14 protein-coding genes and 1 pseudogene are annotated in these 16,125 nt (G+C 70.3%); 6 read left to right on the plus strand and 9 right to left on the minus strand.

Going from position 1 to position 16,125, the window contains the following annotated elements; genetic code table 11:
* Positions 1-120: 120 nt before the first annotated feature.
* The gene (locus PGH47_RS22065; protein WP_271664865.1) at positions 121-1,470 is read right to left on the minus strand and encodes a helix-turn-helix domain-containing protein; all 1,350 of its coding nucleotides are present in this window, start codon (positions 1,468-1,470) and stop codon (positions 121-123) included.
* Between the two features lie 98 nt (positions 1,471-1,568).
* Between PGH47_RS22065 and PGH47_RS22070 the strand changes: the two genes are divergently transcribed.
* Positions 1,569-1,784, plus strand: coding sequence for a hypothetical protein (locus tag PGH47_RS22070; RefSeq protein WP_271664866.1), 216 nt, complete (start codon positions 1,569-1,571; stop codon positions 1,782-1,784).
* On the opposite strand, the pseudogene PGH47_RS22075 reads toward PGH47_RS22070, so the two are convergent.
* Both PGH47_RS22075 and PGH47_RS22080 read right to left on the minus strand, forming a co-directional pair.
* Positions 1,749-1,874: pseudogene (locus tag PGH47_RS22075) on the minus strand (DUF397 domain-containing protein); the annotation flags it as partial. The gene PGH47_RS22070 and the pseudogene PGH47_RS22075 sit on opposite strands and share 36 nt — an antisense overlap.
* Positions 1,834-2,682: a helix-turn-helix domain-containing protein gene (locus tag PGH47_RS22080; RefSeq protein WP_271664867.1), complete on the minus strand. Its 849-nt coding sequence runs from the start codon at positions 2,680-2,682 to the stop codon at positions 1,834-1,836. The gene PGH47_RS22080 and the pseudogene PGH47_RS22075, both read right to left, overlap by 41 nt.
* 218 nt (positions 2,683-2,900) lie before the next feature.
* On the opposite strand from PGH47_RS22080, the gene thrS reads away from it, so the two are divergent.
* The gene (gene thrS, locus PGH47_RS22085; protein WP_271664868.1) at positions 2,901-4,166 is read left to right on the plus strand and encodes a threonine--tRNA ligase; all 1,266 of its coding nucleotides are present in this window, start codon (positions 2,901-2,903) and stop codon (positions 4,164-4,166) included.
* Positions 4,167-4,318: 152 nt separating this feature from the next.
* A complete protein-coding gene (locus tag PGH47_RS22090; RefSeq protein WP_271668119.1) occupies positions 4,319-5,275 on the plus strand; it encodes a nucleoside hydrolase in 957 nt (318 codons plus the stop codon).
* Between the two features lie 96 nt (positions 5,276-5,371).
* Here PGH47_RS22090 and PGH47_RS22095 read toward each other — a convergent pair whose 3' ends face one another.
* Positions 5,372-6,304, minus strand: a complete 933-nt coding sequence (locus PGH47_RS22095; protein ID WP_271664869.1) for an LAETG motif-containing sortase-dependent surface protein — start codon at positions 6,302-6,304, stop codon at positions 5,372-5,374.
* Between the two features lie 249 nt (positions 6,305-6,553).
* On the opposite strand from PGH47_RS22095, the gene PGH47_RS22100 reads away from it, so the two are divergent.
* Positions 6,554-8,218 carry a glycoside hydrolase family 13 protein gene (locus tag PGH47_RS22100; RefSeq protein ID WP_271664870.1) on the plus strand — a complete coding sequence of 555 codons (1,665 nt, stop codon included), beginning with the start codon at positions 6,554-6,556 and terminating at the stop codon, positions 8,216-8,218.
* A 166-nt stretch (positions 8,219-8,384) separates the two neighbouring features.
* Here PGH47_RS22100 and PGH47_RS22105 read toward each other — a convergent pair whose 3' ends face one another.
* Positions 8,385-8,852 carry a MarR family winged helix-turn-helix transcriptional regulator gene (locus PGH47_RS22105; protein WP_271664871.1) on the minus strand — a complete coding sequence of 156 codons (468 nt, stop codon included), beginning with the start codon at positions 8,850-8,852 and terminating at the stop codon, positions 8,385-8,387.
* Positions 8,853-8,943: 91 nt separating this feature from the next.
* Here PGH47_RS22105 and PGH47_RS22110 point away from each other — a divergent pair, with 91 nt between their 5' ends.
* Positions 8,944-10,179, plus strand: a complete 1,236-nt coding sequence (locus PGH47_RS22110; protein WP_271664872.1) for an amidohydrolase family protein — start codon at positions 8,944-8,946, stop codon at positions 10,177-10,179.
* 93 nt (positions 10,180-10,272) lie between these two features.
* Here the strand turns inward: PGH47_RS22110 and PGH47_RS22115 are convergent, their stop codons facing one another.
* From PGH47_RS22115 to PGH47_RS22130, 4 genes are all read right to left on the minus strand, one after another.
* Entirely contained in the window at positions 10,273-10,923 is a 651-nt protein-coding gene (locus tag PGH47_RS22115; protein ID WP_376060130.1) for a DUF4142 domain-containing protein, read from the minus strand.
* 159 nt (positions 10,924-11,082) lie between these two features.
* The gene (gene fxsT / locus PGH47_RS22120; protein WP_271664874.1) at positions 11,083-13,275 is read right to left on the minus strand and encodes an FxSxx-COOH system tetratricopeptide repeat protein; all 2,193 of its coding nucleotides are present in this window, start codon (positions 13,273-13,275) and stop codon (positions 11,083-11,085) included.
* A gap of 75 nt (positions 13,276-13,350) precedes the next feature.
* Positions 13,351-14,169, minus strand: a complete 819-nt coding sequence (locus PGH47_RS22125; protein ID WP_271664875.1) for an ABC transporter permease — start codon at positions 14,167-14,169, stop codon at positions 13,351-13,353.
* A 70-nt stretch (positions 14,170-14,239) separates the two neighbouring features.
* Positions 14,240-15,175, minus strand: coding sequence for an ATP-binding cassette domain-containing protein (locus tag PGH47_RS22130; protein WP_271664876.1), 936 nt, complete (start codon positions 15,173-15,175; stop codon positions 14,240-14,242).
* Positions 15,176-15,354: 179 nt separating this feature from the next.
* Between PGH47_RS22130 and PGH47_RS22135 the strand changes: the two genes are divergently transcribed.
* The gene (locus tag PGH47_RS22135; RefSeq protein ID WP_271664877.1) at positions 15,355-16,053 is read left to right on the plus strand and encodes a TetR/AcrR family transcriptional regulator C-terminal domain-containing protein; all 699 of its coding nucleotides are present in this window, start codon (positions 15,355-15,357) and stop codon (positions 16,051-16,053) included.
* Positions 16,054-16,125 lie beyond the last annotated feature (72 nt).

Here is a 16,125-nt window from a genome sequence, read left to right on the forward strand (position 1 = left end):
GAAGGCTAACCGGTGGGGCCTGTGGGCAGGCTGGTGTTCCCCGCAGAGGGGGCTGTGGGACGCGCAGGCCGATCGGTGCGGCGCGCGGACAGGCGGGCTTTCTCCGCGGCGGGGCTGTGCCTAGAGCGGGGGCTGTGCGGGCGCCGGACCCAGGGTGGTCGTGCCGGGCGCCGTACGGTGGCCCAGTCCCGTGCGGTACGCGTCGAGCGCCGCCTCCACCCGGCCGGTACGGCGCAAAAGGTCGCCGAGGAGACGGCACAGGTCGGCCAGGTCACCGGCCGCTCCCGCCCGCTCCAGCAGGCTCAGGGCGCGGACGTAGTGCTCCTCGGCGGTCTCGGTGTCCCGGGAGTCCTCGGCGATGATGCCGAGCAGCCGGTGCGCGGCGGCCGCGTGCAGGGCACCGCGCTCGGGGCTGAGGTCGCTGAGCACCTCGTGCAGCAGGGCGGCGGCCTCGCCGGACTTGCCGCGCCGGTGCAGTACGTCGGCGAGCTCGACGGCGACCTGGCTGGTGTACAGCGCGGCCCGCTTGGCGGTGAGCATCGTCTGCGCCTCGCGCATCTCGGCCTCGGCGCGCTCCAGGTCGCCGTTCTGGGCGTAGACGTAGCCGCGCATCCAGTGGCAGTTGGCGAGCTCGGTACGGATCTGGAGCTGCCGGTACAGCTCGGCGGCCTTGGCCAGGGAGGCGTCGGCCTCGGCGATCCGGCCCTCGGCGAGCAGGGTGCGGGCGACGGACCGGTGCATCCGGGCGACCAGCGCCGGGTCGCCGGCCTGCGGGGCGAGCGCGAGAGCGTACTCGGCGGCCTGGGCGGCCCGCGCGTGGGCGCCCATGTCCATGTACGGGCCGATCACGCTGGCGTAGAGCAGCAGCAGGGCGTCGGGGTCGTGCAGCCCGCCCCGGTTCAGCTCGTCGAGAGTGGACTCCAACAGGTAGACCGCGTAGCGGAGTTCACCGGTGAGGTAGTGCGACACGGCTCGTCCGCGCAGCGCCGGGACGCGGGCCGGCAGGGGAGCGCCGGCCTCCGCGAGGACCTGCTCGGCTCGCTCGAAGTGGTGTCGTGCGGAGGTGAGTTCACCGGCGTCGATGCCGCACTCGCCGAGGCCGAGCAGCGCCGCCGCCCGCTCCTCGGCGAACCCGTTGCCCTCCGCCTCCGCGAGCAGCGTGGTGTACTGCTCGGCCGCGGCCTCGGTGTCACCGGTGGCGAGTATCCGCTGCGCCTCGGTCAGTCGCAGGCGCAGGTCCGTGACGAGGTGCGCGGCACGGCCGGTGGCCAGCTCCTCGAAGGCGACGCCGAGGCGCTCGGCGATGTGCCGCAGCGCGTCGTCGGACGCGCGCACCCGGCCGGCCTCCAGGGTGGAGATGTACGCGGGGGTGTACGCCGGCTCGGCCAGCTGCTTCTGCGTCAGCCCGCGGTCGGCCCGCAGCTGCTGCACTCTTCGCCCGATGGTTCCCGGGTCGTCACGGTCCGACATGGCTCAACTCTCCCTGCACCCCTTGCCGTTCGAGTCTGACGACCATAGGTTAAACCGCGTATTAAACGTGTTTAACCCGTAGCTGTTGCGAGGTCGCCGTGCAGGAACGCACCAGCACCACCGAGCGGTACCGCCGGGGCGTGGCTGCCGCGCTGGTCGCCGTGGCAACGCTGATCCTGGCGGCCAACGCGGGCCCGGCCCGAGCGTCAGCCTTCGGCGACGAACGCCACGAAGGCGGTGTATGCCTCCGGGGCGACGGTGAGGTTGCCGACCCCGGGGTTCTTGGAGTCACGGACGGCTATGCAGGGTGTTAGCTCGGCGACCTCGACGCATTCGCCCCCTGTGTTGCCGCTGTAACTGGACTTACGCCAAAGGACGTTGACCTGTGCCGGCTTGCTGTCCATAACGCTCCTCCAGTACGACCTTGATCAGTTCGGCCGAATCCTCCACGGAGAGGGCGGCTCCCTGCAAGCCAGCGTAACGAAGGGCGGCTTCGCGGATGGTTTCTGAACTGGCCGTCATATGGCCGGAGATCAGGTCTTCTGTATAGACGACGTCGGGGTCGTCATCGAAGCGGAGCAGGGTGAACGACCCGGCCAGACTCACGTGCTCACCCACACGGAACGGCAGCACCTGGAGGCGAATCCAGCGCTCGTCCCTGAGGCTCAACAGGTGGAGAAGTTGGTCCCGCATGACCTCCACGCCGCCGATGGGCCGATGCAGCACCGCCTCGTCGAGCACCACCAAGGTCAGGGGAGGCCGCTTCCGCTTGAGGATGCGCTGCCGTTCCATGCGGGCTGCGAGTAACTCGTCGAGCTTCTCCGGCTGACCCGTCGCCAGCACCGCATGGGCGTACTCCTTCGTCTGAAGCAACCCGTACACCAGCTGACACTGATAGGTGGAGACGTAGGTCGCTTTCGCCTCCATGTCGGCGAAGGGCTGGAACCACGTCGGCAACTGGCTGCGCAGCACCAGCCCCACCAGCCGCGAGAACATGCCGTCCGTCACCAGTGCCGCATCCACCCGCTCGGCGAATTCCCTGGTCGGCACCTTCAGGGTCGTCTCGATCTGGCCGATCAGGGAACCGGAGCAGAACAGCACCGAGCCCAGTTGCTTGAGCGTCAGTCCTGCCTCCTCCCGCTTTCGGCGCAGCTCGTAGCCGAAGTAGTCCAACGGAGAAGCCGTGGGATCGAGTTGACGAATGTGAACCAAGGCGCACCACCCCCAAGTCGGTCTGTGGCTGAGCGTAACCACATGACTTCGCAGTGGTGACGGGAACTGCAAAAAACACCCGCGCCCGCGCGCCCGCCCCTGTTACCGTCGCCCCATGCAGCGCGCCAATCCGTCTCTGACGACGACGCCGGACCCCGTCCCGGCGCCGCGCTGAAAGCTGAGCGAATCCGAAGCCCCGGGGCGAGTGCCCCGGGGCTTTGTCGTGGGCGCTCGTCCCTTCATCCGAAGGAGCAGCCATGCACGACCACCGCCGCCTCGGCCGCGAGCTGGGCATCTTCGACACCGATCCCCTGATGGGCGCCGGCCTGCCGTACTGGCTGCCGGACGGGGCGACCGTCCGGCATGTGCTGGAGGAGTACATCCGGGACGTGGAGCGCGAGGCCGGGTACCGGCACGTGTACTCGCCGGTGCTCGGCAAACGGGAGCTGTACGAGATCTCCGGGCACTGGGACCACTACAGCGAGGACATGTTCCCGCCGATGGAGCTGGGCGCCGAGCAGGTCGTACTGCGGCCGAGCCTGTGCCCGCACCACGCGCTGATCTACCGCTCCCGCGCCCACAGCTACCGTGAACTACCCCTGCGAATGGCGGAGTTGGGCGGCATGTACCGCTCGGAGCTGTCCGGCGTCCTCGGCGGCCTCACCCGTGTGCGCGCGATCCATCTCAACGACGCCCATGTCTTCTGCACCCTGGACCAGGCGGTGGAGGAGGCCGGGGCCGCGCTGGAACTCATCGCCCGTGCTTACGCCGATCTGGGGATCAGGGCCGTACGGCACCGTCTCTCTCTGCCCGGTGAGGGCGGGAAGTACGTCCCCGACCCGGAGCTGTGGGCGCGGGCCACCGCCCTGCTGCGGGAGGTTCTCGACGGCTCCGGTGTGCCGTACGAGGCCGTCGAGGGCGAGGCGGCCTTCTACGGCCCCAAGATCGACGTGCAGATCGCCGATCCGGCGGGCCGCGAGGCGACCCTGTCGACCGTTCAGATCGACTTCCACCAGCCCGAACGCTTCGACCTGCACTACATCGGCGCCGACGGCGCCAAGCACCGCCCGGTCATGGTGCACCGCAGCATCATCGGCAGCGTGGAGCGGGCCGTGGCCCATCTGCTGGAGCAGCACGGCGGCGCGTTCCCGGCCTGGCTGGCGCCCGTGCAGCTGGTGATCCTGCCGGTGGCGGAGGCGCAGTACGAGCAGGCGCGAAAAATTCTGGACCGGGCCCGCCAAAAGGGTCTGCGCGCCGAGCTGGCCGGTCCCGAGCAGGGCACCCTGGGCGCCCGGGTGCGCGAGGCACGGCTCGTGCCGTACGTGGCGGTGCTCGGTGAGCGGGAGGCGGCGGCGGACGGCGATCCCGTGGCCGTAAGGCTGCGCGACGGGCGCAGACCGGGTGCCGTACCGGCGGAGGAGCTGCTGGCCCGGATCACCGGCCGCGTCGCGGCACGCGGCACCGAGCTGTGGGAGGAGTCGTAGAACGAGAAAAGACGCCGTACGGCGCCGCTCGCACATGCCTGCACGGCGGCGCCGTACGACGACGCACTCCACCTGTACGACACCGTAAGGTCGCTCCCGTAGGGGCGCCACCGCACCCGTGACGAGGGGAGCCACTCGTGCCGAACGACGGCATGCCGATTCCGGTGATCATCGACTGCGACACGGGCGTGGACGACGCCCTGGCCCTTTTGTTCGCCGTACGCCATCCGGGGCTGGACCTGCGCGCGGTCACCTGCGTGGCGGGCAACACGGACGTGGACGGCGTCGTGCTCAACACCCTGACCGTGCTGGAGCAGGCCGGTGCCCCCGAGATCCCGGTGGCCAGGGGCGCCGACCGCCCGCTGATCGAGTTCTCGCGCTCGGCACGGCACGTGCACGGCGAGGACGGCATGGGCGACCTCGGCCTGCCGGCCCCGCGGCGGCGCCCGGCCGACGTGGACGCGGTGACGCTGCTGCGCCGCGAGATCCTGGCGTCGCCGCGACCGGTGACCCTGATCCCCACGGCACCGCTCACCAACATCGCCCTGCTGCTGCGCACGCACCCCGAGGTCACCCGCAACATCGAGCGGATCGTGTTCATGGGCGGCGCGGTGGCCTGCGGGAACGCCACGCCGGTCGCGGAGTTCAACGTGTGGCACGACCCGGAGGCGGCGGCGATCCTGCTCACCGCGGGGGTGCCGATCACCATGTACGGCCTGGACGTCTTCCAGCGGGTCGTGGTCCCGGGCGCGGACGTACGGCGCCTGCGCGAGAACCCCGAGCCCGGTACCCGCCTCGCCGGTGAACTCCTGGCCCACCGCCCGTCCGCGCCGGACATCACCGCCGACCCCGAGGCGGGCGGCATCGGCGACGCGGGAGCGGTCTGCGCGGTGGTCGACCCGGCGGGCATCACGACCCGCCTGCTCCCGGTGGAGGTCTCCCTCGCCCCCGGCCCCACCCGAGGCCAGACCCTCGTCGACCGCCGCCCCCGCCCCGGCGAATCGGAACTCCACACCGGCACCCGCGAACAGGCCTTGGTGGACGTGGCATTGGACGTGGACGTCGAACGCTTCGCGAAGCTGTACCTGTCGACGGTGGAACGCGCATGATGCCCCGCCGCGATGCCCCGACCGGCTGAGGCGGTCCGGCCGACTGCACACGAAAGGGGCCCGGGGATCACCCCGGGCCCCTTCGCGTGGGGACGGTCAGGAGTTGGATGTGCGGCGGCGCTTCGAGGCCACGACGAAGGCTGCTCCGCCCGCGACCAGGACGACCGCGCCGATGGCGATCGGGCCGGTCGCGCTGCTGCCGCCCGTCTGGGCGAGGTCGCCGTCGCCGTTGGGGGACGGGGCGGGGGCCGACGGGGAGTCGGAGGGCTGCGGGGACGGGGGCTCGGTGGACGGGGTGTCCGAGGCCGGCGGGGTCGTCTCCTCGGCCGGGGTCGACGGCTCGTCGGTGGCCGGCTCCGACGGCTCGGCCGGCGGCGTGGTCGGGGGCTCCTCGGTCGCCGGGGGCTCGGTCGTGCAGTCCTTCGAGCCGCCGTTCCAGGCCGCGATCAGCTTGTCCTTGATGACCGGGCGGTCCGGGCCCTTGGGCAGGTCACCGTGCTCGAAGCCGTCGTTCGCGTCGAGCTTGCCGTCGAACTTCACCGCACCGCGGTACAGGTCGATCTGCGCGAAGCAGCCCGCGTCCGGCACGGCGATGTCGAGGCTGTCGGTGCCGCCCGGCTTGACCGTGACCGAGTCGAAGTCGACGAAGACCTGCTCGCCGGAGGTCGCGAAGGTCGCCCCGTGGGCGAGGTAGGAGGCGAGCGAGGCCGTGCAGGTCGTCGCGTCGGCGGCGGCACGCACCTTGATGTGCACCTTGCCGTCGTCGGTGACCTTCAGGTTCTGGTCGTCGACCTTGACCGAGTCGTAGAAGTTCGTGCCGTCGAGCGAGAACTGGCAGCGATCGGTGGCCGTCTCCGTGCCGGCGCCTGTGCCGGGCTGGTAGCTGCCGCCGGACTTCCAGCCGTCACCGCCGTGCGACCCGTGGGCAAAGGCGCCGGAAGCGGAGGCGACGGTGGCCGCGCACAGGGCGAGCGACGCGGCACCCGTCCCCAGCAGGCGTCGCGCGATGACACGTCTCGCTATGGGCATGCGTATCCCCTCAAGGGGTGAGTGGTCGAAGAAGAAACACTGGGCTCATTGGTCACATGCGCCACAGCGTGAGCACATCGTCGGGGGACGGAAGAACGCTGTCAACCTGCGGTGACGCAAGGGAAGTTCAAAGAGCAATCACAATTCCGTCACGCTCGGAATGATCCGATCCGCTCTTCGCGGTGTTCGCTTTTCCGGCCAACTGGACAGAGTTCTCACTGTCGCCCGTACACACCCCGAGGAGAACGCGTGACCGTCCGCACCACCACGCCCGACCTCTCGTCCAGCAACCCCGACTGGTGGCGCCAGGCCGTCATCTACCAGGTCTACCCCCGCAGTTTCGCCGACGGCGACGGCGACGGTCTCGGCGACCTGAAGGGCGTCGCCCAGCGTCTCACCCACCTCGCCGCCCTCGGCGTCGACGCCCTGTGGCTCAGCCCCTTCTACCCCTCCGAACTGGCCGACGGCGGCTACGACGTCGCCGACTACCGCGACGTCGACCCGCGCCTCGGCACCCTCGACGACTTCGACGCCATGGTCACCGAGGCCCACCGCCTCGGCCTGAAGGTGATCGTCGACCTGGTCCCCAACCACACCTCCCACCAGCACGTCTGGTTCCAGGAGGCGCTGCGCGCCGGCCCCGGCTCCGCCGCCCGCGAACGCTACGTCTTCCGCGACGGCCGCGGCCCGCACGGCGAACTCCCGCCCTCCGACTGGCAGTCCGTCTTCGGCGGCAGCGCCTGGCGCCGCGTCCCCGACGGCCAGTGGTACCTCCACCTGTTCACCCCGCAGCAGCCCGACCTCAACTGGGCGCACGAGGAGGTGCGCGCCGACTTCCGCACCACCCTGCGCTTCTGGTCCGACCGCGGCGTCGACGGCTTCCGCGTCGACGTGGCCCACGCCCTCGCCAAGGACCTGAGAGAGCCGCTGCGCGACCTCGGCACACCCGAGCTGAGCCGCGAGGACGCCCTGCCGGACCTCCCGCCCGGGACCCACCCCTTCTACGACCGCGACGAGGTCCACGAGATCTACCGCGACTGGCGCAAGATCCTCGACTCCTACCGCCCGCCCCGCATGGCCGTCGCCGAGGCATGGGTGAACCCCAGCTCGCGCCGCGCCCTGTACGCCCGGCCCGACGAACTCGGCCAGGCCTTCAACTTCGAGTACCTGCAAGGGGGCTGGGACGCCGAGGAGCTCAGGAAGATCATCACCGACTCCCTCGACACGGCCCGCGCGGCGGGCGCCTCCGCCACCTGGGTGCTGTCCAACCACGACGTCGTACGCCACACCTCACGCCTGATGCTCCCGCCCGGCACCGACGACAACGCCTGGCTGCTGTTCGGCGGCCACGCCCCGGCCGTCGACGAGGCGGCCGGCCTGCGCCGGGCCCGCGCCGCGACCCTCCTCATGCTGGCGCTGCCCGGTTCGTCGTACGTCTACCAGGGCGAGGAACTCGGCCTGCCCGAGGTCGCCGACCTGCCCTTCGAGGTCCTCCAGGACCCGATCTGGGAACAGACGGGACGGGTGCGCAAGGGCCGCGACGGCTGCCGGGTGCCACTGCCGTGGACGACGACCGGACAGTCGTACGGCTTCGGCGCGGGCGGTTCCTGGCTGCCGCAGCCATCGGGTTTCGCGGCGTACGCCGTCGAGGCCCAGGACGGTGTGGAGGGCTCCACGCTGGAGCTCTACCGCCGGGCCCTGCGCCTGCGCCGCAAGCTGCTGGAGGGCGAGGATCTGACGTGGGAGCCGGACACACCGCCCGGCGTCCTGCACTTCGCGCGCTCGGCGGGCTGGCGCTGCGTGGCCAACCTCTCCGGTACGCCGGTTCAGTTGCCGCCGGGTGAGGTGCTGCTCGCCAGCGGTCCGCTCGAAGGCGGGCTGCTGGCCCCGGACACGACGGTCTGGCTGACGTAGAGCCGTGTTCTAGGTGTATTGCCCACCAACGTTGTTGACAGGTCAGCCGGGGCCTCGGTCGTAGTGGAGAAGATGGATGTGCTGGAGTAGTGGCTGACCGCGACGGAGGGCGGCCGGGCCGGCTCGCACGGTCAGGGGCAGCTGCGGCCTTCAACGAGCGGGCGGCTCATTCTTCGGACTTGCGTCGGGCTGTCCAGGCGCTCGCGTCCTGGCCGTAGCGCGTGAGGAAGCGTGCGAATTGCAAGCGGTCCGCGCTGTCCCAGTTCGCGGTGATCTCCTCGAAAGCGCGACGCTGCTCGGTGGCGTAGGCCCTGCGCGCGGACTCTCCCTCGTCGGTGAGTTCGAGCAGGCTGCTGCGCCCGTCCTGCTGGGAAGCGACGCGACGGAGCAGTCCCTCGGCTATGCATGCAGCGATGGCACGGCTGGCGACCGGCTGAGCGACGCCCATCTCCTCGGCGACACCCCCCACCGTGATCCGGCCTGCCGCGTCGCTGACCACGTTCAAGACGAGGTTGCGGGTCAGGTCCCCGCGTCCGGAGCCCACGCGCCTGCGCAACCGGGACAGCGCCGGGCCCACGTTGTCGAGAAGCGCGTCGTCGGCGGGCGCAGGCTGTCCTTGATTGGTCACGCCCATAATCTACGACACGCCAGATCGACATGCGTAACGCATGTATATGACTTAGGGTATGGATTATTGGGTTGGTCCACCGAAGCGAGGCACGATCATGAGCACTACCGCCATCACCGGCGCGCAGGTCTTCGACGGGGAGAAGTCACTCGGCGTCACCACCGTCGTGATCGAAGGAGGCCGGATTGTCCAGGTCGGCGGCAGCGCCCCGGCCGGGGCCCGGATCATCGACGGAACCGGAGCGACGCTGCTGCCGGGCCTGATCGACGCACACGTCCACACCGACCGTGCCTCGCTCGCGCTGGCCCTGAAGTTCGGTGTCACCACCGAACTGGAAATGCAGGGCGCGAACACCCGCGACCGGCGCACACCGATCAGCGAGGACGACTCGGTGGCCGATGTGCGCTCGTCCGGCTTTGCGCTGACCCCGCCCGGCGGGCACCCGAGCGAGCTGTTCCCCGAGGACTTCCACCCGGGCAAGCCCGCCGGCGGCGGACAGGGCGACGGGCCCCGGGGCGAGCCGCCCTACCACCCTGACGCCACCAGCCCCGAGGCCGCGGCAGCGTCCATCCCGCAGCTGCTCGCGCACGGCTCGGACTACATCAAGTTCATGATCGACGACGGCAGCGTCGAGGGGCACCCGGGCCTGCCCATGCTCGACCAGGCCACCTTGAACGCCGGGGTGGCCGCGGCCAAGAAGCACGGCGCGCTGACCGTCGCCCACACGCTGACCATCGACGCCACCCGCATGGCCATCGAGGCCGGCATCGACGGCCTGGTCCACCTGTTCGTCGAACCGGCCACCGACGACATCATCACGATGATCAAGGACGCCGGGGTATTCATCGTGCCCTGCACCGTGCTGAACGCCTCCATGATGGGCATCACCGGCGACCAGCTGGCCGACGACCCACGCGTGGCCTCCCGCCTGGACACCGATTGGGACGCCACCTTGCGCTCCTGCTTCGGCCACTACCCCCAGGGCAAGCTCCAGGACGTCCTGGACAGCGTCAAGGCCCTCGCCGACGCCGGAGTCGACCTGCTGGTGGGCACCGACGCCTCCCAGCCCATGCCGTTCCTCGGCGGTCTCGCCCACGGCGCCAGCGTCCACCAGGAGATGCAGCACCTCGTGGCAGCCGGACTGACCCCTGCGTCCGCACTGCGCGCGGCGACAGCCACGACCGCCCGCCGTTTCCACCTCTCCGACCGCGGCCGCATCGCCGAGGGCCTGCGCGCAGACCTGCTCCTGGTCGACGGTGATCCCACCACCAGCATCTCCGACACCCTCAACACCCGCGGGGTGTGGCGCCGCGGCACCCGCCTGGCCGCCTGAACCCGTCATAGTTCCAGGGCCGGGCCCCAAAGGGCCCGGCCCTATCGGTCACCCGCCCATCAGCCGTATCAACAACGCTGCGGGGCAATACATCTAGGGCTTCAGCGTCACCTGTGGTTCGCCCGGCGCGGGAGGGGGCGGGGTCACCTGGTCGGCCGGGAGCTTCGGCGGGGTCGTCTCCTGGAACAGGACCTGGTCGAAGTCGACCAGCCCCGTCTTCTCCATGACCGTGATGTGGTCGAGCACGGTGTCGTTGGCCTGGTCGGCCAGCTGCCGGACCAGGCTGTTCCTCGTCGTGGCCCGGATCTTCGCGACCGTGGTGAAGATCTGGCCGTGCGTGGTGCGCAGGATGTTCGCCATGTCGCTGTCGAACTGCTTGCCGGTGTCCCCCTCCAGCGTCGCGACGAACCCCTGCTGCTGGGGGCTGGCCTGGTTGGGCACGGTGATGTTCAGCTTCGCGGCGACCCGGCGGTCGGTGGCGTCCAGCGCGGCGTGCCCGTCGACCAGGTGCCGGCCGGCCGTGCGCACCGCCTGGGTCGTCCCCTTCTGCAGGGCCAGCTTCCCCACCGGGTACTCCCACAGCCCGGCCGCCCGCACCTTCACCACGAAGTCCCGGTCGGCCTCCGTGAGCGGCCCCGTCGAGGTCTGGGCGATGACATGGTCCGCCGAACTGGAGACGGTGCTGAAGCCGAGCATCGACGGATAGGCGAGCGCGACGAGCGTGAGACTCAGCGCGCCGCCCACGAAGAGAGATCCGATCACGCGCCGCGAGATACGCACGGTGCTGCCTCCTGCTCGTCCGGACTGTCGCTGGGAGGTACGGATCGCGGGGGAACGGGAAACCTTTTGGCTTGGCATCGGCTCCGTAAAGCCCTGCCCGTGATGTCTGCGGGGCGCGGTGTTTCAGAGGCCGGGGGTGAGCTCGCTCCGGATGCCCGCCAGATTGTGGACGTTGGTGAGGGTGATGGGGTGGTCGGGCCCGAGCGTGCGGACGCTGAGCAGGACCGCGCGCTCCGCGATCGGCAGCGCCTCCTCGTGGCGGCCCGACCTGGTGTGGACGACAGCAAGGTTGCTGAGCGCGACCGAAAGGTGGGGGTGGTCCTGGTCCAGGATTCGCTCGGCCGCCTCTAGGGCGTGCAGTCCCGCCCGCTCGGCCTCCTCGTGCCGTTCCAGGTCCAGCAGTGCGATGGTGAGGTTGTTGAGGTTCGTCAGGTTGGTCACGTGGTCGGCCGGAAGCGTCTCCCGACTGATCTCCAGCGCCTGTTCGGCCACCTTCAGGGCCTCTTCGTAGCGGCCCAGACCCCGCAGGCTCAGACCGAGGTTGCTGAGGGACACCGAGGTGAATGGGGTGTAGCCCGATCTGGCCAGGGAGATCTGCACGGACCGCCAGTCCAGGCGCAGAGCGTCCTCGAACCGGCCCAGGTTCCGGTAGGTGGTGGCGAGGGCGGTCAGGGCGCCGCTGGTCTCCGCCCACATCCGTTCGTCCTGGCCGTCGCACAACGCCAGGGCGCGCTGGGCCAGTTCGTTCGCTCTCGGGTAGTCGCCCAGGTTGCGGTGGATCATCGCCAGGAGATTCAGCACTGGGGCCAGATGGGGCGGCAGGTGATCCGGGCCGTACAGCCTTTCCGAGGCCTTCAGCAGCATCTCGGCGTAGGGCCGGGCACGGGCGTCGAGGCCTTGTGACATCAGATGGGTGCAGGTGGCCGTCAACAGCTCCGGAAAGAGAAGCCACTGATCCTCCCGGGCCTGCGCGAAGAGTGCCTCCGCATGCGGCAGCAGCGCCCGCCAGCGGGGCCACCTCATGGGATCACCGGCGTCCTCGACAGGAAGAAAGTGCGTGAGGACGTGCCCCGCGGCCCGCATCTCCGCGCCGGCCCGCACCGTCGCCCGACGCACCTGTCTGCGCCTCCACGGCAGCTTGCTGTCCGCCCTGGCCTTGTCCTCGGGGGTGGCGAAGACCCGGACCGCGTCGGCTTCCTGGGACGAGCCTGCGCGGAGCACGGACTGCAGAAGCCGGTGGATGGACACGGTGTCCGGAGTGAGAGTGATGAGGCTGTAGCTGCTCAACAAGGACAGTGCTCGGTCGACGTCGACAGGGTCGAGCTCCTCGTCCCGGATGATGTCCCTGGGGATGTCGTCGGGTGCGAAGTAGGCGATGATCCGCAGGAACTGGACCGCCCAGGGATCGCGCTCCTCCACGGCCTGGAGGGTGTGGTGCCAGATACGGGCCACGGCCCGCTCGGGATCGCCGCCCTCGGGAACGGTGGCGTGCAGCGGGCCCGGATCCGTCCGTAGCCGCTCGAGATAGCCGGACAGGGTGCCGCGCGTCTGGACGACGTACGCGCCGGCCTGCTGCAACGCCAAAGGGAGATGCCCGAGTTCGTGCGCCAGCTCAGCTGCGGCCTCGCTGTGTCCGGTGAGCGCTGTGAGCACCTCTGCCGAGTGTGCATCGTCCAGCAGGTCCAAGCACAGGCCGGAATCGGGCCGGTCGAGGTCCCGGCGGGTGGTGACGAGCACGTGGCCGGTCATGGACTGCCGCAGGAGGGGACGGATGTGCGCCGGGTCCTCCACGTTGTCCAGGACGAGGAGCCAATCAGGCTGTGCCGAGAGCCAGTTGATGGCCCAGTGGGCGGCGTCCTCGCTCCGGACCGTCGTACTGAAGGCGGGGTTGAGCCGGAAGGCGAGGTCGGCCAGCCCGGACGCGACGCTCGCGGGCGAGTCGGCGGTGATCCACCACCGCAGCATGTACTGGTCCCGGTGTCGATGGGCGTGGTGCAGGGCGAGGGTGCTCTTGCCGACGCCGGCCAGTCCGCGGATGGTTTGCACGGTCGGCCCGTCGTGGTCGGCCCGGGCCTCTGCCGTGAGCTGGGCCAAGGCCTCCTCGCGGCCCACGAAGGGGTGCCGGGGGTCGGCCCAGGGGATGTTGTCGACGCCGGGCGCGATCTCCGCGTCGGGGTGGAGGGCGGAGTCCGGCCAGTGGTGTACGTGCTGCTCGATGTGCGCGTGGTCGCCGCTGCTGGCGATGCCTATGTGCTGCGCTGCGATGGCTCGGTCACCGGAGGCTTCGATGCTCTGGCGGCGGTCGTTGGAGGTCATCACTCCTCAGTGTGCCGGGAATCGTACGCACGTGTGCCGCCGCCGACAGGGTGCTGTCGACGGCGGCTCGGTCGGTCAGACGTTCTTGCGGAACGTCGCCCGCGCCCACAGGAAGCCGGTCAGGGTCAGGCCAGCGCACCAGGCGAGGGCGATCCAGGCGTTGTTGCCGATGTCGGTGCCGAGGAGCAGGCCGCGCAGGGTCTCGTTGATGGGGGAGAAGGGCTGGTACTCGGCGAACCAGCGCAGTCCGGTGGGCATCGAGTCGGGGGTGACGAAGGCGCTGCTGAGGAAGGGCAGGTAGATCAGCGGCATCGGGGCGTTGCTCGCGGCCTCGACGGTCTTGGAGTTCAGGCCCATCGCGGCCGACAGCCAGCTCAGGCCGAACGCCAGGAACATCAGCAGACCGAGGGCGGCGGCCCATTCGACGGCACCGGCGTCCGGGCGGAAGCCGATCGCGTACGCCACCCCGGTCACCAGGGCGAGGATGGCGACGACCTGCACCATGTTGCCCAGCACATGCCCGGTGAGGACCGAACTTCGTGAGATCGCCATGGTGCGGAAGCGGTTGATGATGCCTTCGGTCATGTCGGTGCAGACGGAGATGGCGGTGGTGATCGTGCCGGAGGTCACCGCCATCACGATGATGCCGGGGACCAGGTAGTTGATGTAGGCGTCCCGGTCGCCGACGCCGATTCCCTCGCCGATCGCGCCGCCGAAGACGTACACGAAGAGCAGCAGCATCAGGACGGGCAGCGTGACGATCTGGACGGTCAGGGACGGGTAGCGCTGCATGTGCTTGAGGCTGCGCCGCAGCATCGTCATGGAGTCGCGGAGGGCGTAGGAGCGGTTGGCGGAGGGGGTGGAGGCGGGGGCGGGAGCGGCGCTGGTGGCCATCGAGGGGTCCTCTCGGGGCAGGTCGTGGCAGGTCGGGTGGGGTGGCGTGAGGTGAGGCAGGTGTCGCGGGTCAGGCCGCGGCGGGCTCGTGGGTCTCGGTCAGGGCGAGGAAGACGTCGTCCAGGTCGGGTGTGTGGACGGTGAGGGACTCGGCCTCGACGCCGGCCGACTCCAGCAGGTCCAGGACGGCCCGCACGGTGGCGGGGCTGCCGTCGCCCGGGACGTTCAGGGCGAGGTTCTCGGGGTCGCTCTGGGCGACGTCGAACACCGCGGCGGCGGCGTCCAGTTGACCCTCGGCGGCGAACCGGAGGCGGATGTGGCTGCCGGGGATGCGCCGCTTGAGCTCCTCGGCGGTGCCCTCGGCGACGATCCGGCCGCCGTGCAGCACGGCGATGCGGTCGGCGAGCTGATCGGCCTCCTCCAGGTACTGCGTGGTGAGGAAGATCGTGATGCCGCGGTCCTCGACCAGGCCCCGGATCAGCTCCCACAGCATCCGGCGGCTGCGCGGGTCGAGGCCGGTCGTGGGCTCGTCGAGGAAGATGATCCGCGGATCGCCGACCAGGGTCATCGCGAGGTCGAGCTTGCGGCGCATCCCGCCGGAGAAGGTGGCGGCGGTCTTCTTCGCCTCCGCCGCCAGGTCGAACCGCGCCAGCAGGTCCGCGGCCCGGCGGCGCCCTTCGCTGCGGCTGAGGTGGTGCAGGTCGGCCATCAGCAGGAGGTTCTCCTCGGCGGTCAGCAGCCCGTCGACCGCGGCGAACTGCCCGGTGACGCCGATCGAGCGGCGCACGTCGTCGGCCTGCCGGGTGAGGTGGTGCCCGGCGACGCGCGCCTCGCCGCCGTCGGCGGAGATCAGCGTGGACAGGATCTGGACGGTGGTGGTCTTGCCGGCGCCGTTGGGCCCGAGCAGGGCGAAGACCGACGCCTCGGGGATCCGCAGATCGATGCCGTCGAGCACCTGCTTCTCCCCGTACGACTTGCGCAGGCCCTCTGCGTGGATGGCGGTCATGACTCTCCCCGGTGACGTGAGTGGTGGTGCCGATCGGTGACGTGAGTGGTGGTGCCGATCGATGACTTGAACGGTGTGCAACTCGAAGACTTGAACACCGTAAAACCAGACTTGCACGGTGTGCAAGTCCTTTCGTGCAAGAACTTTTACGGTGTGCAAGTGGCGGTTAGGCTGGACCCATGGCGCGAGAGACCCTGAACCGAGAACAGATCGTGCGAGCGGCGATCGAGCTGCTGGACGCGGAGGGCATCGACGGCCTGAGCATGCGCAAGCTCGGCCAGAAGCTGGGCTCGGCGGCGACGGCGATGTACTGGCACGTCGGCAACAAGGAGAACCTGCTGATCCTCGCGGCCGACGAGGTGTGGAGCGAGATCACGCTCCCGGACGTCGAGGCGGTGGGCTGGCGGCCGGCGGCGCGCGAGCTGATGTACGCCGTGCGCGGGCTGTGCGACCGGCACCGCTGGCTGGTGCGCGTGATCACCACGTACTACGCCGCGGGCGAGGGCATGGCCCGCTTCCAGGAGTGCGCGTACGAGACCTTCGACGCCGCCGGGTTCCGGGACGCGGACCTCGACTGGGCCGTCAGCACCCCGTTCATGTTCGTCACGGGGATGGCGTTCATGAGCGGGAGCGAGGTCGCCGGGATCAAGGAGCGGGCGGAGCAGGAGTCGGCCGCGCAGCCGGAGAAGGAGGCCGAGGCCGTCGCGCGGATCAACGCCCTCGCGGCGAAGTACCCGCGGCTGAGCGCCAGCATGGAGGCGCAGGCACAGCGCGGGCAGGGCTTCACGGAGCAGGTCGACGAGGTCTTCGCGTTCGGCGTGGAGACGATCCTCGACGGCCTGGCGGCCCGGCTGGCGGCGCGGTCCGACGCCGTCTGAGTGAGATCCGGCCGCGCGGCGCGCACCGCGGGCGTGGCACACCGGGCGGCGCCGTCCCGCTGCCCGAGGATC

Origin of the sequence: Streptomyces sp. HUAS 31, assembly GCF_028198125.1 — a bacterium.
Taxonomy (GTDB): Bacteria; Actinomycetota; Actinomycetes; order Streptomycetales; family Streptomycetaceae; genus Streptomyces; species Streptomyces chartreusis.